The following is a 22,351-nucleotide window of genomic DNA, read 5'->3' as shown; positions in this document are numbered from 1 at the left end:
TTTCAGCGTGGTTTCAGCTTCGGCTGATATACTTTCTGGAGGAAAATGAGAAAAAGGAGGACAGAGATGATTGCAGTTGAGCATCTGACAAAACGATATGGAAATGTTACGGCTGTGGACGATCTTTCGTTTGAAATCGGAGATGGCCATGTTTACGGTTTTCTGGGCCCCAACGGAGCTGGAAAGTCCACCACAATGAATATTATGACCGGCTGTCTTTCCGCCACAGAGGGTCATGTGAAAATTGACGGATATGATATTTTTGAGGAACCGGATAAGGCAAAGCGGCTGATCGGGTATCTTCCAGAGCAGCCACCCCTTTACATGAATGAGACTCCGGCGGAATATCTGCGGTTCGTAGGCGAGGCCAAGGGCTTGCGGGGAGCGGAGCTTTACAAACAGATTGGGGAAGTTCTGGAGAAAACGAAGCTGACGGCCATGAGGAACCGGAGGATTTCAGCGCTGTCCAAGGGGTATAAGCAGCGTGTGGGGATCGCCCAGGCCCTTCTGGGGGACCCAAGGGTGATCATTTTAGACGAACCCACCGTGGGACTGGATCCCTTGCAGATTATTGAAATCCGCGATCTGATCCGGGAGCTGGGAAAGGAGCACACGGTAATTTTCAGTTCCCATATTCTTTCGGAGGTCCAGACTAGCTGTGAGAAGGTCCTGATCATTTCCAGAGGGAAACTGGTGGCCTTTGATGAGCCAGAGAATCTGGAAAAAAGTCTGACTGCGCCGGGAGAAATTACGCTTACGGCAGAGGCGGAGCCGGAAGAAGTGGAGGCGCTTCTGGAGGAAACTGGGGCAGTCTCTGGCATGGATGTTAAAAAGGAAGAGAACGGGTATGCCAGAGCGGTTCTGAGGACCAGTGAGGAGGATATATACGCCGTGTCCCGCAGCATTTTCCTAAAGTTTGCAGAGAGCGGAAAGGTGCTTCTGGAGCTGGGACTTAAGAAGGCGGACCTGGAAGACATTTTTATTGAGCTGACAGAGAACGGAGACAGAGAGGTTCCGTCAGACGGGGAAGCAGAGGCGGAAAATGGCCAAAAGACGGAATCAGGCCGGGAGACAGACAGCCGGGAAGAGGACAGTGAAGAAAAGGGAGGGAACGAGCCGTGATCGCAGTTTTTAAGCATGAAATAAGAAATTATTTTCACACCATGACAGCCTATGTCTTTGGTGCGTTTCTGCTGGCCTTTACCGGTATGGGAGCCACTTTGTATAACCTTCAGGCTGCGGTCAGTAATTTTGAATTTGTTTTAAGCTTCGGAAGCCTGATCTTTGTGGTCATTGTTCCGGTTCTCACCATGCGCGTTATTGCGGAGGAGAAAAAACAGCGGACAGACCAGCTTCTGTACTCCCTTCCGATCACCACCACCCAGGTGGTCATGGGAAAATATCTGGCTCTCCTGGTGGTCTATCTGATCCCTCTGGCGATTATTTCCCTGTATCCCCTGGTATTTTCTCAGTTTGGAGACGTGTACCTTCCGGTGGCCTACGGTTCCCTGGCGGCGTTTTTCTTCCTGGGAGCGGCGCTCATTGCCCTGGGGGTCTTTATTTCATCCCTGACCGACAACCAGGGCTTTGCGGCCGGGATCGGCATTGCGGTGATCCTGTTCAACTATTACAGTGTGAGCCTGGCAGAGCATGTGTCGTCCACAGCGGCGGGTTCCCTGGTCGCTGTGTTTGTGCTGGTGATCGGTCTGGGCCTTCTGATCCGGTACCTGACGAAAAATGAAAGCCTGGCCTATGGCTTTTATTTTCTGGCCGTGGCCGGGCTTCTGGCCGTGTACCTGACGACCCCGGAAAAATTTGAGGGGCTTCTTCCAGCGCTTATGAAGGAGCTATCCCTGTTTGAGCGTTTTTCCGTTTTTGTCAACGGGGTTTTTGACATGACAGGGATCGTATTCTATGTGACTTTTGCGGCATTTTTCCTGTTTCTGTCAGTACAGTCCCTGGAAAAAAGGAGGTATAACTGATGAAAAAACAGAAAAAACCTGCATCACTTTCCCTGCGCGGCGGATCGTATTCCTTGATTTTAACAGCCGTTGTCCTGGCCCTGGTGATGGTCCTTAATGTTCTGGCCGGGGCATTGCCGGAAAATATGACAAAATATGACATGAGCGCCACCAAACTCTATTCTGTGACGGGAAACACCAGGGCCGTGATAAGCGCCCTGGAAGACGACGTGACCATTTACTGGATCGTCCAGGCAGGAGAAGAGGATGATGTGATCGAAAATCTTCTGGGCAGATATGAAAGTCTTTCTGAGCACATCCAGGTGGTGAAAAAGAATCCGGACGTGTATCCGGCCTTTGCGGAGCAGTATACCGACGAGCCGGTCCAGAACAACAGCCTGGTGGTGGAAGCAGGGGAGAGAAGCCGGTTCATCGGATACCAGGACATCTATATCCAGGAGCCGGATCTTTACTCCTATACGTATAACACCTCCTTTGACGGAGAGGGGGCCATTACTTCTGCCATCGATTATGTGGTGAGCGAGGATCTTCCAAAGATAAGCATTCTGGAGGGACACGGGGAAACAGAGCTTCCGGCTTCCTTTAAGGAGCAGATGGAGAAGGATAATATGGAATTGTCCGCACTCTCCCTTCTGACGGCGGAGACGGTTCCGGAGGACGCAGACTGCGTGGTTATTTTCGGACCCCAGAGCGATATTTCCCCGGAGGAAAAGGAAATCCTTTCAGGATATGTGGAAAACGGAGGAAAGCTGTTTGTGGCAGCCGGGCCGGTGAAGGATGGAGCATTGGAAAATTTAAACAGCCTTCTGGAGGATTATGGGGTTACAGTGGCAGACGGAATTGTGGTGGAAGGAGACCGGGAGCACTATGCGCTCCAGACGCCCCATGCGCTGATCCCGGAGCTGGCGGACCATGAAATTACAGCGTCTCTGGCCGAGGCAAGGTATTTCCCCATCATTCCCATTTCCAGCGGTCTTGAGGCGTCAGAAGAAGTAAAGGAGAGCGGCCGGGTTACAGAGCTTTTGACTACATCGGAGCTGGCGTTCAGCAAGAAAGCCGGCTACGGGCTGGAGACGTATGAAAAGGAAGAAGGGGACACGGACGGCCCCTTTGCTTCGGCAGTCGCAGTGGACTGCGGGAATGATGGAAAAATCGTGTGGTTTGCATCATCGGAGTTCTTAATGGATATGTACAATGCCCTCTCTTCCGGCGCCAACGGAGATCTGGCCATGAACGCCCTGGCCTTTTTAAATGGTGAACGGGAGGCCATGGCGATTCGAAGCAAGTCGTTAAATTATAACTACCTGACCATCAGCGAATCGGTCTCGTCTATGCTCCAGGTGATGATGATCGGAGTCTTCCCGCTCCTGTATCTTGGAGTTGGGGCAGTCGTGGTATTAAGAAGAAGGAGGAAGCAGAATGAAACGGTCTGAGCGGTTAATGTTTTTGGCAGGCGTCCTGTGCGCCGCCTGCGCCGTGACCTTTGGAGTGGTCCGGACGAAAGAACAGAAAGAAAAGATAAAAAACAGCGATGCGGTCATTCTTACCATCCCGGCGGACACAGTGACAGCTCTCTCCTGGGAGACGGGAACGGAGAATCTCTCATTTCATAAGGAAGAGATGTGGACATATGATGAGGATGCGGCATTTCCGGTGGACGAGGAGAAGATCGGGGAGCTTCTGGAAATCTTTGAGGAGTTCGGCGTGTCCTTTGTGATCGAGGATGTGGAGGATTACGGCCAGTACGGCCTGGATGATCCAGAAGGTACCATCCGCCTGGAGGCGGGAGAGGAAAGCTATGAAATTCTCCTGGGGGATTTCAGCGCCATGGATTCGGAGCGGTATGTGTCCATTGGAGACGGCAACGCCTATCTGGTAAAGGAGGATCCTATGGATTCCTTTAATATCGGTTTAAGCAGCGTAATTAAAAACGACCAGGTCCCGGCCATGGACCAGGTGGAAAGGATCCGCTTTACCGGACCGGAAGCCTATGAGATTTTTTATGAAGAGGACAGCACAGCCACTTACAGCCCCGGGGATATATATTTTACCAGCCGGGATGAGAAGACGCTGCCTCTGGACACCAGCCGGGTGACAACGTACTTAAACACCGTCATGGGACTGGGACTTTCCGATTACGTTTCCTACAATGCGGCAGAAGAGGAGCTTTCCGGATATGGCCTGGATGAGCCGCAGCTGGTGGTGGAGACCGAGTACACCACAGAGAATGAGGATGGAAAAGAGGAGACCGGGACATTTACTCTTTCTGTGAGCCGGGATCCGGAGGAAAAAGAGGATGATGAGACGGTCACCGCCTATGCACGGGTGGGAGAGTCCGGCATTATCTACCGGCTGCTTTCCGGCGATTATGAGAAGCTGATGAAAATGACATACAACGACCTGCGGCACCAGGAGGTTCTGCCTGCGGACCGGTACGACATCACAGGACTTACAGTCGTTCTGGAGGGAGAGACGTACCAGCTGGAATCAAGAGGAAAGGATTCGGACCGGAAATGGACATGCGCAGGAGAGGAGACGGATACTGCGGCCCTTTTGGATGCACTGCTGGCCCTGGAGGCAGAAAGTTTTACAGAGGAAGCGCCCGTTGGGAAGGAGGAGATCCGGATGGCAGTATTTCTGGATAACGAAAACTATCCGCAGGTAACGGTGGCCCTGTACCGCTACGACGGGGAGTACTGTCTGGCAGAAGTGGACGGGGAGCCTGTGTCCCTGGTACCCAGATCCCAGGCAGTGGATCTGACAGAGGCGGTCCATGGGATTGTTTTATCGGGCGGGAATAAGTAAAAAGCGGACATAAGGGCAGCTGGGGGAGGCTCAGAAAGTCCCCCCTCCTGTTCCCGTCAGTTCCAGCGCGCTTCATTTGTATAATATTTATATACGCTCATCTTTTGGCAGACAACCTCACTGCCATGTGCGTAATAAGGTATAAGCCGGAAGGATCCGGCAATGAATTATGCCAGTCAGTTATGGCAGGCAATGGTCGATGATGATTGATAAAAGGATGAATCAGACCTTATCGTGCGATATGGGTGAGATTGCGGAATTAACTGTATAGCAGGGAAATTATACATTCTTCTTCCCCTCTCTTGCAGACCCGGTGAAAATACCGTATAATGGTTTTCTGACAGATGAGGGATTCACAAGAAGGAGAAAAAAATTGGACGAGAGAGAAAAAAACATAAATGGAAACGACGGGGACGAATACGATAAGGTCTGCTACGTCTGCCGGAGACCGGAGAGCAAGGCTGGAAAGATGATCACGCTGCCCGGCGGCATCGATATCTGCCGGGACTGTATGCAGAAGGCCTTTGATACGGTCATGAACAGCGGGTTTGATATGAGCCGTCTGTCCGGGATCACGCCGGAACAGCTGTGGAACGCCGGAATGCCCATGGGAATGTGGCAGAATATCCCCGGGAAGGGAGGAAGCGCCGGTACTGGAAACGCTGGGGAAAAGAAGGCGGAGGACCAGACCGGAGGCGGGCTTCCAGAGAACGGAGAAAAAAAGGAGACAGCTCCAAAAACGCCTGGAACGCCGGAGAATGTGCCGGAGGAGACTCAGACGGTGGAAGATCCGGACGCCGGGGAGGAGGACGAAGCGCCGTACCAGGGAGGCTTTCCCTGGGGAAATATGGGCTTTGGGATCCCCATCGGCCAGATTGATCTCAACGCCATCACTGGGAAAAAACGGGTGAAGAAAAAGAAAGAGGGCCAGAAAAAGGAGCTTTTTAAGCTGAAGGATATCCCGGCCCCCCATGCCATAAAGGAAAAGCTGGACCAGTATGTGATCGGCCAGGAGCAGGCAAAAAAGGTGATCTCTGTGGCCGTTTACAACCACTATAAGCGGGTGTTCGAGCATACGTCCCCGGATGCACAGCAGTTCGGGACCGATGTGGAGATCGAAAAGTCCAACATCTTAATGATCGGGCCCACCGGCAGCGGCAAGACGTATCTGGTCAAGACCCTGGCAAAGCTTCTGGACGTGCCCCTGGCCATCGCCGACGCCACCTCCCTTACGGAGGCCGGGTATATCGGCGACGATATTGAAAGCGTGATCTCCAAGCTTCTGGCAGCCGCCGGAAACGACGTGGAGCGGGCAGAAATGGGGATCGTGTTCATTGATGAGATCGACAAGATCGCCAAAAAGAAATCCACCAGCACCAGGGACGTCAGCGGGGAATCGGTGCAGCAGGAGCTTTTAAAGCTTCTGGAGGGGGCGTCTGTGGAGGTTCCTGTGGGGACCAACCAGAAGAATGCCATGACGCCCATGGAGACCATCAATACGGACAATATCCTCTTTATCTGCGGCGGAGCCTTTCCGGATCTGGAGAACATCATTAAAGAGCGTCTGACGGAACAGGCGTCCATCGGCTTCAATGCAGATCTGAAGGATAAGTTTGATAAGGATCCGGACATCCTAAGCAGGGTGACCAATAAGGATCTGCGGAATTTCGGGATGATTCCTGAGTTTCTGGGACGGCTTCCGGTGACTGTGACCCTCCAGGGGCTGACAAAGGAGTTCCTGGTGCGGATCTTAAAGGAGCCGAAAAACGCCATTCTGAAGCAGTACGAAAAGCTGCTTAAGATGGATGAGGTGGAGCTTTCCTTTGACGAAGACGCCCTGGAGTGGATCGCAGAGGAAGCGTTAAAGAAGGAGACAGGGGCCAGGGCCCTGCGGGCGATCCTGGAGGAATTTATGCTGGATATCATGTATGAGATCCCAAAGGATTCCAACATTGGCTCTGTGACCATCACAAGGGCGTATCTGGAGAAAAAAGGAGGCCCCCGCATTGCCATGCGCGGGGCAGGAGACTCACAGCCTGAGTCTTAAAAACGCCTGGTAGAGATCCAGCGTTCCGTACCCAAATTCGCGGTTTGGGTAGGTGAGCGCTGGATTTCTTTTGGCTCCCCGGATCAGATAGGTCTTGATGGCGGAGGTGTTCATAAAGGGATCGTTCCGCTCCAGGATCCCCCAGTGGAGCAGGATGGCGGCGGCTCCGGCGGCGTGGGCGGCAGCGGCGGAGGTGCCGGATCTTTGTACGAAGCCGGAACGGAGGCCGGCTCCGGTGATATTGACGCCCGGGGCCGCCAGCTCCGGCTTTATCTGGCCGGACCGGCTGAACCCTCTGCTGGAATGGATGTAGATTCCCCCGGTGGTATGGTCGTAGGCAGAGACCGTGAGGGCGTACTGGGAATTCCCGGGACCAGTGACCAGGGTATCGGGATCCGGCCGGAGGAAATATGTGGTGTCGGAGATGAAGCCGCGGCTGGGGAGCCAGATATGGAAGGCTCCGGTGACGTTTAAGGCGCTGGAGACCGTAAGGTTCCAGATCCCCGGCATGGGATCCTTAAAGCGGATGAAGACCATCTGGCTTCCGGTGGCCGTGTTGACGATGCTGGAAAAAACTGTGATCTCCGTCTGCTCCACCAGGAACCGGATGACGTTTTCTTCCTCTGTGGAGGAGGGGAGCGGATCCACCACCTCTCCTGTGGGAGAAATGAAGCCCACCCGGTAGATATCCACATCCTGGGCCCAGAATTCCATGGAAAAGCCGCTGTCCTTTTCTCCCACGTTCAGCTCCACAGTCTGAAGCGTTTCCTCCGGCCTGGTGACGGCCCGGTAGTGATGGCCGTAGCCGGTCTCGTTGCCTGCCGCTGTGATGACGGCGGTCCCGGCATAGATATTGATATCATCCAGATAAAGCCCCAGAGGGGATTTTCCCACATGGCTTCCCTGGTTGGTCCCCAGCCCCAGGCAGATCACCAGGGGCATGGAAAAACGGCGGGCCAGATGGAGCAGGTAAGCGACGCCCATCATGATATCGTTTTCCTGATAGGCATCTGCCCCCTCCCGGATCAGATAAAAATCCCGGAGGTACGCCTTGGCGGGCTTCAGCTTTACCATGGCAATGGAAGCCCTTGGGGCGGCTCCGGTAAAATCCTGGTCCGGATCCTCTCCTCCGGCTGCCACAGACGCCAGAAAGGTGCCGTGGCCGTTTTCGTCGGCAGACGGGACCAGGGCCAGGGGATCCGGGGCCGCCAGCGCCTGGTCGATCTCCTCTCTGGAATACTGGGTCCCATAAAGGGCCTGGAAGCCGTTTACCGGATCCGGGGCGCCGGTTTCCAGAGTCTGGTCCCAGATCCCCAGGATCCTGGAGCTTCCGTCCGCCTTCCGGAACAGGGGATTCTGATAGTCGATGCCTGTGTCCACGAAGCCGATGAGGACGCCCTGGCCCTGGTTCCCGAAGGCGGGGATCCGGGAGGCGGGAAGGATCCCGGAGGCCTCCATGCTGTCGGTGGCCAGGAGGGAATAGAGCTTCGGGATGGCCGAATAGGTATAGTAGGAAAAATTCATGGGCCTTTCCAGATCGTCCATGGGAATGTGGAGCACGGCGAACTGGCGGCTGACAAAATCGATGCATTCGATGCCGGTCATGGCAGATAGCTGCTCCGGCAGGGCACTGTATGTGGAGATAAAATCGGCGGTGTCTTCGGATGTGACGCTGTAAGAACAAGGCATTCTGATACTCCGGTGCAAAGCTGCTCATACGATTGCTGTATTATATGTGAAAATACGGGAGAACATGAAAAGCAGAGGGGAGATTCTCCGGAAAAGATGGACGGAGCAGGGAAAATAGTGTAAGATAGGATGATAAGGACGGAAAGGAGACTTGCCATGTTTGGATTTCTGACGTTTGGAACGACGCTCACATTCCTGGACCAGGCGTTCAAGGCCCGGATCGAGAAGGAGGAGAAAGGCACATTCCCCAGGGAGCTTGCCATCTCCAAAGGAAAGATAAAGCTTTACCAAAACCATAACGAAGGATTCTCCTTTGGGATCTTAAAGGGATCCAGGGCAGTGCAGCTGGTGCCCTTATGTGTTACGTCGGCCTTTGCCGGAGCCTGGGCGTACCTCATGGGGACCCGGGGAAGGATACTGGAAAAGCTGGCCCTGACCCTTACCCTGGCCGGAGGAGTGAGCAACCTCTACGACCGGATGAAGCGCGGCTATGTGGTGGACTATTTCAGCTTCCAGTGGAAGGCTCTTAAAAAGGTGGTCTTTAATTTGGGGGATCTGTTTATTTTTGCCGGAGCGTTTCTGATGGCAGCAGGGACTGCGGCAGGCTTTTTAAAGGATCTGATCATGGATTTATACGGGAAAACGGAGGAAAAGTAGAATGAAGCAGTACGACTATCTGCTGGTGGGGAGCGGCCTGTTTGCCGGAGTGTTCGCGTATTTTGCAGGAAAACAGGGAAAAAAATGTCTGGTGCTGGAAAAAAGGGATCATCTGGGCGGAAACATTTACTGTGAAGAGACCGAGGGCATCCATGTCCATAAATACGGCGCCCATATCTTCCATACCAGCAGCTGGGAGGTTTGGGATTTTGTCAACAGCCTGGCTGAGTTCAACCGCTATACCAACAGCCCGGTGGCCAATTATAAGGGCGAGATGTACAATATGCCTTTTAATATGAATACCTTCAGCCGTATGTGGGGGATCTCCACACCGGAGGAGGCAAAAAAGATCATACAGGAACAGAGAAAGGTCATAAAGGGCGAGCCCAAAAACCTGGAGGAGCAGGCCATCAGCCTGGTGGGGACCCATATCTACCAGAAGCTGGTCAAGGGCTATACGGAAAAGCAGTGGGGACGGGAATGTAAGGACCTTCCGGCGTTTATCATCAAGCGCCTCCCGGTGCGCTATACCTACGACAACAATTATTTCAACGATCTGTACCAGGGGATCCCCATGGGCGGCTATAATGTGATCGTTGACAAGCTGTTTGCAGGCTGTGAGGTGCGTCTGGGTACGGATTATCTGGAGAATAAGGAAGAATACGACGCTCTGGCAGAAAAGGTGGTCTATACGGGAACCATAGACAGCTATTTCGGTTACCGGTTCGGCAGGCTCCAGTACCGCAGCCTGAGGTTTGAGACGGAGGTCCTGGACACGGATAATTTCCAGGGGAACGCGGTCATCAATTACACGGACCGGGAGACGCCTTATACCAGGATCATCGAGCACAAGCATTTTGAGTTCGGCACCCAGGAAAAGACCGTGATCACAAAGGAATATCCGGCGGAGTGGACCGAGGGCATGGAGCCGTATTATCCGGTCAACGACGAAAAGAACCAGGAGCTGTATAAAAGGTATGAGGCCCTGGCGGCAGAGGAGAAAAACGTGATCTTCGGCGGCCGGCTGGCAGAATACAAATATTACGATATGGATAAGGTGATCGAATCCGCCTTTGCCTGTGTGAAGAAGGAGTTTCATGGAATTAATATCGCGGCTGATCATAGGTAAAAAATCGAAAAATCCGGAAAAACGTGACATTATATGGAATATGGCCGGAAGCTTCCTGTATGCGTTTGCATCCATGGTCCTTTCCATTGCCGTGGTGCAGATCGCCGGGGAGGATGCCGGAGGGATCTTTACCTTTGCCTTCACCACCTTCGGACAGCATATGTTCATGATGGCGTATTTCGGGATCCGCCCGTTCCAGATCACCGACACGGGAGGAAAATACTCCTTCGGGGATTACCTGGGACTGCGGCTTCTGACCTGCGGGGCGGCTGTCCTCACGGGCATGGGATACGTATTCTTAAATGGTTATTCCTTTGAAAAGGCGGCCGTGGTATTTTTGATGGTGGTCTATAAGGTCATCGACGCCCTGGCGGATGCCTATGAGGCGGAATTCCAGAGAGGCGGGCGGCTTTATCTGACGGGAAAATCCAACGCTTTCCGGACGATCCTTTCCGTGGGCGTATTCCTGGCTTCCCTGGCGTATACGAAAGATCTGGCCGCCGCCAGCCTGTGGGCCGTGGGAGCCCAGGCGGCAGGGTTCCTGGTGTTTGACGTGCTGGTGATCCGGGAGCTTCCCAACGTGGAGTGGAGATCGGCGAAGGGAAAGAAGCAGGAGCTTTTTGCAGAGACCATCCTGCTGTTCTGTTCGGCAGTTCTGGACTTTTATATTTTTTCCGCGTCCAAATACGCCATTGAGGGCTGTATGGCGGACCGGGATATGGCCGTGTTCGGAGCCATCTTCATGCCCACCAGCATCATCAATCTGGTGGCCGGGTTCGTGATCCGGCCTTATCTTACGAAAATGTCCTTTACCTGGGAGATGGGGAGGACCCGGCGGTTTTTAAAGATCCAGAAGCGGATCGCTCTGATCATCGCGGCCCTGACGGTGCTGGCTGTGGGAGGCGCGTGGCTTCTGGGGATCCCGGTGTTAAGCCTTCTGTATCCCAACCTGCGGACCGGACTTTCCCAGTGCCGGCCGGCCCTGGTGCTGATCATTTTCGGCGGAGCCCTGAATGCGTACATGAACCTGTTTTATTATTCGCTGGTGATCATGAAAAAGCAGAAATATATTTTCGGGGTCTACGGCCTGGTAAGCCTTATGGCAGTCCTGGTCTCCACGCCCTTTGTGCGGTGGGGCGGGATCTTCGGGGGAGCCCTGGCCTATGTGGTCCTGACCGGTGCCTTAATGGTGCTGTTCGGCCTCATTGACCTGGCGGGGATCCTGGAACATAAACGGAAAAATCCGGAGCAGAGGAATTTAGAATGAAGGAAATAACTGTGGATGTGATCATTCCCGTTTACCGGCCGGGGGAACGGTTCGGGGAGCTTTTAAAGCGCCTGGACGCCCAGACCCAGCCTGTAAACCGGTATATCATCATGAATACGGAACAGGCATACTGGGACCGGTGGCTTTCTGAAACGGGATACAGTCTGCCGGAAAATCTTTCGGTCTTTCATGTGACAAGAGAGACCTTTGACCATGGAGCCACCAGGGACGCCGGGATCCGGCAGTCGGATGCCGGGATCTGTGTCTGTATGACCGACGACGCCCTTCCGGCAGACCAGTATCTTCTGGAAAACCTGGTCCGCGGTCTTACGGAGAAGGAAAGCACGGCTGTGGCCTATGGCCGTCAGCTTCCGGACCGGGACTGCGGGATCATTGAGCGCTATACCAGGGCCTTTAATTATCCGGAGGAAAGCCGGTTAAAGACCAGGGAGGACCTGCCAGAGCTGGGGATCAAAACGTATTTCTGCTCCAACGTATGTGCCGCCTATAAGCGGAGCGTATATCTGGAGCTGGGCGGCTTTACGAAAAAGACCATCTTCAACGAGGATATGATCTTTGCGGCAGGAGCTATGGAACGGGGATACGGTGTCTTTTACTCCGCCGGGGCCAGGGTGATCCATTCCCATAATTATTCGGGGATCCAGCAGTTTCACAGGAATTTCGATCTGGCGGTATCCCAGGCCGACCACCCGGAGGTGTTCTCCGGCATCCGGTCCGAGGGAGAGGGGATCCGTATGGTAAAGCAGACGGCGGCCTTCCTTGTAAGGTCGGGGAAGGCGTATCTGATCCCGAAGCTCATTTATACCAGCGGGTGTAAATACCTGGGCTTTCTCATGGGAAAACGGTACCGGAGGCTGCCCCGTCCGGTGGTTTTGTGGTGCACCATGAATAAGGCCTACTGGGGGAAATAGGGCGGGATCCAATTTGGTATTGTAACTCTTCCCGCACAGTGGTATGATGTTTAGCAGACCAGAAAACAAAAGAGAGGTAAAAAAATGGGAAAGATTAAAGTGACTCCGTGCCAGGTGGAAGGAAAGACCATTGAGGGGCTTTTCGTGATCGAGCCCACCGTATTTAAGGATGAGCGCGGATATTTTATGGAAACATACAACCAGAACGATTTTAAGGAAGCCGGCCTTGATATGGTATTCGTCCAGGACAACCAGTCCATGTCCGTAAAGGGCGTGCTCCGGGGCCTCCATTTCCAGAAGCAGTTTCCCCAGGGCAAGCTGGTGCGCGCGGTCCGCGGCACAGTATTTGACGTGGCGGTGGATCTGAGGACCAGCTCCGAGACGTATGGAAAGTGGTTCGGCGTGGAGCTGTCTGCGGAAAATAAAAAGCAGTTTTATATTCCGGAAGGCTTTGCCCACGGCTTTTTAGTGCTGTCTGATGAGGCCGAATTCGCCTACAAATGCACCGATTTCTATCATCCCGGCGACGAGGGCGGCCTTTTATGGAGCGATGAGACCATCGGCGTACAGTGGCCCATCGAGGAGGGAATGGAGCTGATCATTTCTGAGAAAGATAAGAAGTGGGGCGGCTTCAACGATACGTTCAAGTTTGAGAGATAATGAGGTTTAAAACAGCGTGAATTATGTAATTTCTCTTTTAAAGGAGATCATAACCAGGCGCCGTCTGATCTGGGACCTTTCAAAAGCCGATTTTAAAAAACGGTTTGTGGGGTCCTATTTCGGCGTGGTATGGATGTTTGTGCAGCCAGTGGTGACCGTGCTGATCTACTGGCTGATCTTTGGCCCCATCGGCTTTAAGAGCGCGCCTCCGGTGCCCAACGCCTCCTATGTACAGTGGCTGATCCCCGGTATTGCGCCCTGGTTTTTCTTTGCAGAAGCCTTAAACTGCGGCACCGGCTGTCTCCAGGAATACAATTACCTGGTGAAGAAGGTTGTGTTTAAGGTGGAGATCCTTCCTATTATAAAGCTGATCTCCTGCCTGTTCGTTCATGGATTTTTTGTGGCCATCATGTTTGTGGTATTCCTTATCAGCGGGAAGGCTCCGCAGATCTCTTGGCTTCAGGTCCTTTACTATGGCTTTGCGGCCTCCATGTTCGCCTTGGCGCTGACGTATTTTACCAGCGCCATCCAGGTATTTTTTAAGGACATGGCCCAGATCGTCAGCATCTGCCTGCAGTTCGGTATGTGGCTGACGCCCATTATGTACAGCGAGCAGCTTTTCCTGGACAAGGGACTGACCATGGCCCCCACGATCCTGAAGCTGAACCCGTTCTATTATATTGCGGCCGGGTATCGTGACAGTATGCTCACCGGAGACTGGTTTTATATGCGTCCCACCCTTACGGTCTATTTCTGGGGCGTGACCATTGTCATGATGCTTGTGGGGCTGAAGGTATTTAAAAAGCTGCGTCCGCATTTTTCGGATGTATTATAGGAGGATGGAATGTCCCAGAATGCGATCGAAGTAAAAGATGTAACAAAAATATATCGTCTGTACGACCGGCCCATCGACCGGTTAAAGGAATCCCTAAGCATGACCCATAAGAGCCTCCATAAGGACTTCTACGCCTTAAACGGCCTTTCCTTTACGGTGGAGAAGGGCCAGACCGTGGGGATCATCGGCACCAATGGCTCGGGAAAATCCACGATTTTAAAGATCATCACCGGCGTTCTGACGCCCACCACCGGCTCGGTCCAGGTGGATGGGAAGATATCGGCTCTTCTGGAGCTGGGAGCCGGCTTCAATATGGATTATACAGGGATTGAAAATATTTATATGAACGGCACCATGATGGGGTACACAAAGGCGGAGATGGATAAAAAGCTCCAGGAGATCTTGGACTTTGCCGATATCGGGGATTTTGTCTATCAGCCAGTGAAGACGTATTCCAGCGGTATGTTCGTCCGTCTGGCCTTTGCCCTGGCCATCAACGTGGAGCCGGAGATCCTTATTGTGGACGAGGCCCTGTCTGTGGGCGATGTGTTTTTCCAGGCCAAGTGTTACCGGCGTATGGAGGAGATCCGGAAGAACGGCACCACCATCTTAATGGTGACCCACGATATGGGAAGCATCATCAAATACTGCGATAAGGTGGTCCTGTTGAATAAGGGCGAATTCATTGCCGAGGGCCAGCCGGGCCATATGGTGGATCTTTATAAGAAGATCCTGGCCAACCAGATGGATTCTCTGAAGGAGGAGCTGGAAAGCGATTATTCCGGCGGCATGGACAAAGAGGACGGGAAGAAGACGGACGGAGCAGGGACCGGGAACGCGGAAGCAGGCGGAGCCTCCGGCAGCGGAGGCCTTATGAAGGATAAGATCACCATCAACGCCAGCCGGACCGAGTACGGGGACGGACGGGCGGAGATCTTTGATCTGGGCCTGTTTGACCAGAGAGGGAACCTGACCAACCTTTTATTAAAGGGAGAGATGTTCACCATCAAAGAGCGGATCCGCTTCCATGCTCCCTTAAAATGCCCGATCTTTACGTATACCATCAAGGATAAAAAGGGAACGGATCTTTCCGGCACCAACACCATGTACGAGGGTGCGGATGTGAAGCCCGTAAACGAGGGCGACATATACGATGTGTCCTTTACCCAGAAGATGACGCTTCAGGGAGGAGAATATCTGTTATCCATGAGCTGTACCGGCTTTGAGGGCGAGGAGCATGTGGTATACCACCGGCTTTACGATGTGGCCAACATCACGGTGATCTCCAATAAGAACACCGTAGGGGTCTACGATATGGAGTCAGAGGTGGAGACGAAGCTAACGAGAGGATAGAGAGTCGGATCATGATGAAGAACGATGCCAGCTATGAGATCCTGGATCTGATGGCCAGATATGAAAATGATACAGAGGCAGCTTTAAAGGCGGAGACGTCCCCGGAGTGCCTGTATGCCTTTTCTCCTTTACGGGAGAACCTGTTTGAGTGGACGGAGATCCAGGGGGATTCCCGGGTCCTGCAGATCGGCTCCGATTACGGTTCTTACACAGGGCTCCTGGCCCGCCGGGCCGGAGAGACGGTGGTACTGGATCCCAGGGACGAAAACCTGGAGGTGAACCGTCTGCGCCATGGAACGCATGAAAATCTCCATTTTGTCCGGGGGGATATCTTAAAGCCGGAAGCCGGATATAAGGAGTATAAGCCAGGAAATGGAACAGCTCCTCTGGAGTTTCCGGGGGAAGGGTTTGACCTTATTTTTATGGCCGGAACCCTGGAGCAGTATAAGAAGGAAGAGGCAGAGGCAGTCCTAAAGGCGGCGGTCGGGCTTCTGAAGCCGGAGGGGACCCTGTACTTTGCAGCGGAGAACGCGGCGGGAGTCCGCTACTGGATGGGAGCGGAGCGGTTTGACGTTTCCTTCCTGCGGGCGGAGGTACTGGAACTTCTGGAGTCCCTGGAGGGGACTTACGGAGGCAGCTCCCTTCTTTATTATCCCGTTCCCGATTACCGGTATCCGGCGGCAGTCTACTCAGACGCATATCTGCCGGAGAACGGAGAGGTGACCAATATATCCGCCAGGCTCGATGGGCCGGGACTGACCTTCGGAAGCGAGGAGCAGGCCATGGCCATGGCATGCAGGAACGGAGTATTTTCCAGCTTTGCCAATTCGTTCCTGGGAGCGTACAGGAGAGGACAGTCATGAGACAGATCATATATGTGAAATATAACCGGACCCGGTCGGAGAAATTCCAGCTGAAGACGGCCATCGTCCGGGAAAACGGCGCCCTTTCCGTGGAAAAGACGGCGCTTACGGAAGCGGGAGCCGGCCATATGGGCTCATTCTGGGAAAAGTACCAGATGATCCGGGAACAGAATCCCAGGATCCGTTTCCTGGAGCCGGAGTTTAAGGACGGAGGAAAGACAGTCTGCTTCCGGTATCTGGAGGGAGAGACCCTGGCAGACGCCCTGGCAGACCGGATCCATATGGGCCAGATTCCCTATGAGGAACTGGAGCAGGTCATGGCCCTGGTGTTCCCGGAGGATTTTTCTGTGGACGGCGGGCATTTTTCCATAAAAGAACAGACAGGCGGCCCCTTCACTCCCGGCCAGGGCTTTACAGAGGTATTCGGGTCTGTGCCGGAGGGGCTGGAGGAACTGGGACGGCTCACCGAGGCCCCCAACGTGGACGGATTATTTGAAAATCTCATGATCTCGGACGGCCATGTTTACGGCATTGATTATGAGTGGGTCTTTGACATGGAGATCCCTGCAAAATTCCTTCATTACAGGAACTTGCTGTATTTTTACCGCAGGTGCGAGGCTTCGGTCTCTTCCGCCCAGGAGGAGCTTTTCGCCCACTTTGGCATAGGCGAAGAGGAGCAGGGGCTTTTTGCCTCCATGGAGGAGCACTTCCAGGGGTATGTCCATGGAAACGGCGGTTTCCAGTACATGAAGCAGTATGAGCAGCCGGTGAAGAGCCTGGAGGAACTCCTGGAGGCCCACAGGAAGCTGCCGGAGGTGGTGGAATGGTGCGAGACTCTGAACCAGACGGTGGCTGAGCGGGACGTGACCATTCAGAAGCAGCAGGAGGTCCAGCGGCTCACCAATAACCATGTGGCGAACCTGGACGTGATCATCGCGGATCTCCGCCGGGAAAACGGAGAGATCGCAAAAACGCTGCAGTACCTTTCTAAGCACGAGTCGGTGATATGGAAGGGATTAAGAAAGTGTCACAGGATGGTGGACCGGGCCTTCCCGGAGGGGACCAGAAAGAGAAAGGTCTTAAAATATGTGAAAAACACCATCCGCCATCCGGGAAAATATCTGGGCCTTTATCTGACGGGCGAAGGAAGGAACCGGATCGGCGGCGATTTCCAGATCGGCGAGGGATATCTGGAGCACGGAAAGCTGCGGTTCCCATATTTTGAGGAGCCGGAGGTCTCTGTGGTGATCCCGGTCTATAACCAGATCCACTATACCTACGCCTGTCTGGTGTCTATTCTTGAGAACACGCCGGACGTGTCCTATGAGATCATCATTGCCGACGACGTTTCCACCGACGCCACCAGAGAGCTTTCCAGATATGCGGAGAATGTGGTGATCTGCCGCAATGAGACCAACCAGGGCTTTTTAAGAAACTGCAACAATGCGGCGAAAAAGGCCCGGGGAAAATATATCATGTTCTTAAATAACGATACCCAGGTGACGCCGGGATGGCTTTCCTCCCTGGTAGACCTGATCGGCTCCGATCCGTCCATCGGTATGGTGGGCTCCAAGCTGGTGTACCCGGACGGACGGCTCCAGGAGGCCGGCGGCATTATCTGGAGCGACGGCTCCGGCTGGAATTATGGCCGCCTGGACGATCCGGACAAGGCGGAATATAATTATGTGAAGGACGTGGACTATATTTCCGGAGCCGCCATCCTGTTATCCAGGAAGCTGTGGAACCAGATCGGCGGCTTTGACGACCGGTTCGCTCCGGCCTACTGCGAGGATTCCGACCTGGCCTTTGAGGTGCGGAAGGCCGGCCTGCGGGTGGTATACCAGCCCCTTTCCAAGGTGATCCACTTTGAGGGCGTGTCCAACGGCACGGATGTCAATGGAACGGGCTTAAAGCGCTACCAGGTGGAGAACAGCCGGAAGCTTAGGGAAAAATGGGCCGAGGAGTTTAAAAAGCAGTGTGTCAATACGGGAAATCCCAACCCGTTCCGGGCCAGGGAAAGGAGCCAGGGAAAGCCGGTGATCCTGGTGGTGGATCATTATGTGCCCACCTTCGATAAGGACGCCGGTTCCAAGACCACCTACCAGTATCTGAAAATGTTCCTGAAGAAGGGATATGTGGTGAAGTTCCTGGGGGATAATTTCCTTCATGAGGAGCCGTATTCCACGGTCCTGCAGCAGATGGGCGTGGAGATCCTTTATGGACCGGAATACCAGGCAGGGATCTGGGACTGGATCATGAAAAATAAGGATGAGATCGACTTTGCTTATCTGAACCGGCCCCATATTGCAGTGAAGTACGTGGATTTCCTGAAGCAGAACACGGACATCAAGATCATTTATTATGGCCACGATCTCCATTTCCTCAGGGAATACCGGGAGTATGAGCTGACCGGAGACATCCAGAAAAAACGGGATTCCGATTACTGGAAATCCATCGAGTTTTCTCTGATGGAGAAGGCGGCAGCGGCCTACTATCCGTCCTATGTGGAGGAGGAGGCCATCCATGCGGTGAAGCCGGAGCTGCCGGTGAAGGCCATTACAGCGTATGTATATGAAACGTTCCTGGAAAACATCGACATGGATTTTGCAAAGCGGGAGGGCCTCCTGTTTGTAGGCGGCTTTGCCCATCCGCCCAATGCGGACGCGGTCCTGTGGTTTGCAAAGGAGGTATTCCCTCTGATCCGGGAGAAGCTGGATGTGACCTTTTACGTGGTGGGCTCCAAGGTGACGGAGGAGATCCGGGCCCTGGAGCAGCCGGGAAGCGGCATTGTGGTCAAGGGCTTCGTATCCGAAGAGGAGCTGGCGGCGCTTTACGCCGGCAGCCGCCTGGTGGTGGTGCCCCTGCGGTATGGAGCGGGGGTCAAGGGTAAGGTGGTGGAGGCTGTTTATAACGGCTCTGTCATCGTTACCACATCCATCGGGGCGGAAGGCATTCCGGAGGCCGGGGATATCATGCGGATCGCCGACGAGCCGGAGGACTTTGCCGGGGCGGTGGTGAGCCTTTATAACGATCCGGATACCTGCGCCGCCATGTGCCGGAAGACCCAGGCCTACATCCGGGAGCATTTCAGTGTGGATGCCGCCTGGAAGGTCATTGAAGAGGACTTTACGCGGCAGGAGAGATAATTAGGTAGATGAAGATGGGCCGCCCGCTTTGCGGGCGGCCTGGATACAGAACGCGGACCCCTGGGACTTTCTTCCAGGGCTCCGCGTTCCGTTTTTAAGGAAGCGGCTAGCCAAGGATTTTTGGAAGCCGTCTCATTTTATTATTCTCCCCGGCCGATGTTCCGGCCGGTAATTTCAGCCAGCTCCTCCAGCTTACGATCCTTGCCCGCCCCAGGCTGGCTCTTTGGCCCCGCGCTCCAGGCCTCCCCTCTGATCAGGTTCCCCGTTCTCCTGTTCTTGCCCGCCCTAGCTAGCTTTCTTGGCCTCGCGCTCCAGTCATCCCCCTGGTCAGCTTCTCTGTTCCCCTGTCCCCCTGTCCTTGCCCGCTTTAGTCAGCTTTTTTGGTCTCGCGCCCCGGTCATCCCCTAGCTAGCTTCTTTGTTCCCCTGTCCTTGCCCATCCCAGGTCAGCCTCTCTGGCCGATTATTCTGTATATTTTTGTGGTTAGTCTTGATTATTGGGCATAAAGGGGGAAATTTTTTCCCCCATACCCAGAAATTAGGGGAATTTTGGGCATAGGGGAAGAAATATGGGGGTGTATGTCCATAAGACCAGGGAAAAGCGGGAAAAAGACTGGATTTCCGGAAGAAATTGGGCATACCGGGAAAAAAGATATGTTTATGCCCAATAGTCCAGACTAACCAGACGGATTTTCACACTTCGGGCCGGAATCCGCACCTGCCCCAAAAACCCCGTCCCGGAGCCGGAATCTATGTCGGCTAAAAGTTCGATCCAGAGTCCGGAGTCCGCACTGCCGGAATCCTGGAGCGCTGTTCCAAGGTTCCGATCCGTGCTAGGAACGGTCTTCCTCTGGATCAGATCCACCCTCCGTCCAGACGGAGGATCTGGCCGGTGAGGTAGTCCGGGGATCCTGTCATGGCAAAGACCACATCGGCCACCTCTTCCGGCCGCCCCATGCGGCCGGCCGGGATCTCGTCCAGGAGCGCTTCTTCCTCTTCTGCGGACAGAAACCCGTTCATTTCCGTATCGATGGCGCCGCAGGCAATGGCATTGACCTGGATCCCAGAGGGAGCCAGCTCCTTGGCAAGAGCCTGGGTAAGGGCTCCCACGCCGCCCTTGGAGGCGGAATAGGCTGCCTCACAGGAAGCGCCGCAGACGCCCCATACAGAGGAAATATTGACAATGCGGCCAGACTGCTTTTTCACCATGCCCGGAACCGCCAGCTTACAGCAGTGGAAGACCGATGACAGATTGGAGGCGATCAGTGTGTTCCACTGGGAAACGTCCATATCCTGTAAGAGCCCGATCCAGGAGATCCCGGCGTTGTTGACCAGGATATCCAGGTCTCCGAAATGTTCCTGGATCTGGGCAAACAGGCGGACGCAGTCCTCCCAGATTCCCACGTCTGCCTGGACTGCCAGACAGGCGGCTCCCAGTGCCTCTGCTTCTTTTTTTGCCTGCTCCAGGCGGTCTGTGCTGCGGGCACAGTTGATGACCACATTATATCCGTGCTCCGCGTATTTTAAGGCGATGGCTCTCCCGATCCCACGGGAGGAGCCAGTCACCAGGACAGTTTTCTTCATACGTATGTCTCCTTTCACTTGCAGGCAGTTTCCTGGGATTCCCAGAAAGATCTTACCATTTTCCCTGAAAATATTTTCTAAAAACTAAAATTTTCCGAGAAAAATTATTTTCCCAAAAACTATGAATTTCCCCAAATTTTTATGTTCGGGAAAATTCCCATGGACAGAAAATCTTTATCGCTGCCGCAGCTTTATTATACACGCTCCGGAATCGTTTTTCCAGGGAAAGGCCAGGAGCTGCCACAATAATGCCACGAATATTTCCTGGAAAACCGTTTGTATTCTTTCCCAGGACTGTGATATACTAAGGAGGAATTATGTGCCTGGGAAGGACCAGGCCGAAAAATGGAATGTCTGCGGCCGGAACGGCCTGGTTTCCAATGGATATCCAGGTCCGGGAGGCGGAGACAGGAATGGGAGGAGAGCATGGAACAGATTTATGATCTTGTGATCTTAGGTTCCGGCCCGGCGGGCCTTGGAGCCTCCATATACGCCCAGAGAGCAGAATTAAAGACACTGGTAATAGAAAAAGAGATGGTCAGCGGCGGACAGGTGCTGACCACCTACGAGGTAGATAATTACGCCGGCCTTCCGGGAATCAACGGCTTTGACCTGGGAATGAAATTCCGGGAGCATGCGGACCGGCTGGGAGCAGAATTTGCCGAGGACTCCATCATCGGGATCCAACAGGCCGGAGAGGACGGCGAGGGCCTTTTAAGGGCTGCTGAGGCCGGAGACGGCGGCCCTGTTCTTTGGAAGCTGAACGGGGAAAACGGCACGTATCTGGCAAGGACAGTGATCATCGCCACAGGCGCCCGCCACAGAAAGCTGGACGTTCCCGGTGAGGAACGGCTCATGGGCATGGGCGTTTCCTATTGCGCCACCTGTGACGGAGCCTTCTTTAAAAAGAAGACAGCCGCCGTGGTGGGAGGCGGAGACGTGGCCATCGAGGACGCTATTTTCCTGGCAAGGATCTGTGAGAAGGTATATCTGATCCACCGCCGGAACGAGCTCAGAGGAGCAAAGAGCCTCCAGAAAAAGCTGATGGAGATGGAAAATGTAGAGATCCTCTGGGACACGGTGGCAGATTCCATCAACGGGGAAAACAAGGTGGAATCCTTAAGCCTCACCAATAAAAAAACGGGAGAAAAGAGGGAGCTTCCCGTGGACGGCGTGTTCATTGCCGTGGGGATCTCTCCCAATACAGAGGGCCTGGAGGACCTGGTGGCCATGGACGGAGGCCATTATATCCTGGCGGGAGAGGATGGAAAAACGTCCCAGCCTGGGATCTTTGCGGCCGGAGACGTGCGCACGAAGAACCTGCGCCAGATCGTTACAGCCGTGGCTGACGGAGCCAACTGTGTGACCAGCGCAGAGCGGTATTTAAACGGACAGCAATAAGG

At 53.9% G+C, this 22,351-nt stretch carries 18 protein-coding genes; 16 read left to right on the top strand and 2 right to left on the bottom strand.

The window, feature by feature from the left end; all coding sequences use genetic code 11:
- Positions 1-66 precede the first annotated feature (66 nt).
- The 5 genes from OCV69_RS00845 (at position 67) to clpX (ending at position 6,834) form a co-directional block, all read left to right on the top strand.
- The gene (locus OCV69_RS00845) at positions 67-1,122 is read left to right on the top strand and encodes an ABC transporter ATP-binding protein (protein WP_158358413.1); all 1,056 of its coding nucleotides are present in this window, start codon (positions 67-69) and stop codon (positions 1,120-1,122) included.
- Positions 1,119-1,982, top strand: a complete 864-nt coding sequence (locus OCV69_RS00840) for an ABC transporter permease (RefSeq protein ID WP_022274528.1) — start codon at positions 1,119-1,121, stop codon at positions 1,980-1,982. Before OCV69_RS00845 ends, OCV69_RS00840 begins: the two co-directional genes overlap by 4 nt.
- Entirely contained in the window at positions 1,982-3,415 is a 1,434-nt protein-coding gene (locus OCV69_RS00835; protein WP_158358412.1) for a GldG family protein, read from the top strand. The genes OCV69_RS00840 and OCV69_RS00835 overlap by 1 nt, the downstream gene beginning before the upstream one ends.
- On the top strand, positions 3,402-4,787 hold the full coding sequence (locus OCV69_RS00830; protein ID WP_158358411.1) for a DUF4340 domain-containing protein: 1,386 nt from the start codon (positions 3,402-3,404) through the stop codon (positions 4,785-4,787). Before OCV69_RS00835 ends, OCV69_RS00830 begins: the two co-directional genes overlap by 14 nt.
- A gap of 373 nt (positions 4,788-5,160) precedes the next feature.
- Complete coding sequence (clpX, locus tag OCV69_RS00825) at positions 5,161-6,834, top strand: ATP-dependent Clp protease ATP-binding subunit ClpX (protein ID WP_262562904.1); 1,674 nt, start codon at positions 5,161-5,163, stop codon at positions 6,832-6,834.
- Here the strand turns inward: clpX and OCV69_RS00820 are convergent.
- Positions 6,817-8,523, bottom strand: a complete 1,707-nt coding sequence (locus OCV69_RS00820; protein WP_158358410.1) for a S8 family peptidase — start codon at positions 8,521-8,523, stop codon at positions 6,817-6,819. The two genes, clpX and OCV69_RS00820, sit on opposite strands and share 18 nt — an antisense overlap.
- Positions 8,524-8,679: 156 nt before the next feature.
- Here OCV69_RS00820 and OCV69_RS00815 point away from each other — a divergent pair, with 156 nt between their 5' ends.
- From OCV69_RS00815 to OCV69_RS00775, 9 genes are all read left to right on the top strand, one after another.
- Positions 8,680-9,180, top strand: coding sequence for a signal peptidase II (locus OCV69_RS00815; protein WP_158358409.1), 501 nt, complete (start codon positions 8,680-8,682; stop codon positions 9,178-9,180).
- Between the two features lies 1 nt (position 9,181).
- Positions 9,182-10,309, top strand: a complete 1,128-nt coding sequence (gene glf, locus OCV69_RS00810) for a UDP-galactopyranose mutase (RefSeq protein WP_158358408.1) — start codon at positions 9,182-9,184, stop codon at positions 10,307-10,309.
- The gene (locus OCV69_RS00805) at positions 10,278-11,576 is read left to right on the top strand and encodes a lipopolysaccharide biosynthesis protein (protein WP_158358407.1); all 1,299 of its coding nucleotides are present in this window, start codon (positions 10,278-10,280) and stop codon (positions 11,574-11,576) included. Before glf ends, OCV69_RS00805 begins: the two co-directional genes overlap by 32 nt.
- Positions 11,573-12,508 (top strand): glycosyltransferase family 2 protein, encoded by a 936-nt coding sequence (locus OCV69_RS00800; RefSeq protein WP_158358406.1) that lies wholly within the window; start codon positions 11,573-11,575, stop codon positions 12,506-12,508. Before OCV69_RS00805 ends, OCV69_RS00800 begins: the two co-directional genes overlap by 4 nt.
- An 84-nt stretch (positions 12,509-12,592) precedes the next feature.
- Positions 12,593-13,168: a dTDP-4-dehydrorhamnose 3,5-epimerase gene (gene rfbC / locus OCV69_RS00795; protein ID WP_022274392.1), complete on the top strand. Its 576-nt coding sequence runs from the start codon at positions 12,593-12,595 to the stop codon at positions 13,166-13,168.
- 16 nt (positions 13,169-13,184) lie between these two features.
- On the top strand, positions 13,185-14,003 hold the full coding sequence (locus OCV69_RS00790; protein ID WP_158358405.1) for an ABC transporter permease: 819 nt from the start codon (positions 13,185-13,187) through the stop codon (positions 14,001-14,003).
- A 9-nt stretch (positions 14,004-14,012) separates the two neighbouring features.
- Positions 14,013-15,356, top strand: a complete 1,344-nt coding sequence (locus OCV69_RS00785) for an ABC transporter ATP-binding protein (protein ID WP_158358404.1) — start codon at positions 14,013-14,015, stop codon at positions 15,354-15,356.
- Between the two features lie 11 nt (positions 15,357-15,367).
- Positions 15,368-16,219: a class I SAM-dependent methyltransferase gene (locus OCV69_RS00780; RefSeq protein WP_158358403.1), complete on the top strand. Its 852-nt coding sequence runs from the start codon at positions 15,368-15,370 to the stop codon at positions 16,217-16,219.
- Positions 16,216-19,365 (top strand): glycosyltransferase, encoded by a 3,150-nt coding sequence (locus OCV69_RS00775; RefSeq protein ID WP_158358402.1) that lies wholly within the window; start codon positions 16,216-16,218, stop codon positions 19,363-19,365. Before OCV69_RS00780 ends, OCV69_RS00775 begins: the two co-directional genes overlap by 4 nt.
- 854 nt (positions 19,366-20,219) lie before the next feature.
- Here the strand turns inward: OCV69_RS00775 and ymfI are convergent.
- A complete protein-coding gene (ymfI, locus tag OCV69_RS00770; protein ID WP_158358401.1) occupies positions 20,220-20,948 on the bottom strand; it encodes an elongation factor P 5-aminopentanone reductase in 729 nt (242 codons plus the stop codon).
- Between the two features lie 317 nt (positions 20,949-21,265).
- Between ymfI and OCV69_RS00765 the strand changes: the two genes are divergently transcribed.
- Together OCV69_RS00765 and OCV69_RS00760 are read left to right on the top strand one after the other, a co-directional pair.
- Positions 21,266-21,391: a hypothetical protein gene (locus OCV69_RS00765; protein WP_262562903.1), complete on the top strand. Its 126-nt coding sequence runs from the start codon at positions 21,266-21,268 to the stop codon at positions 21,389-21,391.
- Positions 21,375-22,349, top strand: a complete 975-nt coding sequence (locus tag OCV69_RS00760; RefSeq protein ID WP_158358400.1) for an NAD(P)/FAD-dependent oxidoreductase — start codon at positions 21,375-21,377, stop codon at positions 22,347-22,349. The genes OCV69_RS00765 and OCV69_RS00760 overlap by 17 nt, the downstream gene beginning before the upstream one ends.
- The last annotated feature ends 2 nt before the right edge of the window (positions 22,350-22,351 follow it).

It is taken from the genome of Alitiscatomonas aceti (assembly GCF_025567195.1).
Classification (GTDB): domain Bacteria; phylum Bacillota; class Clostridia; order Lachnospirales; family Lachnospiraceae; genus Alitiscatomonas; species Alitiscatomonas aceti.
This window is presented reverse-complemented; position numbering and strand designations above follow the sequence as displayed.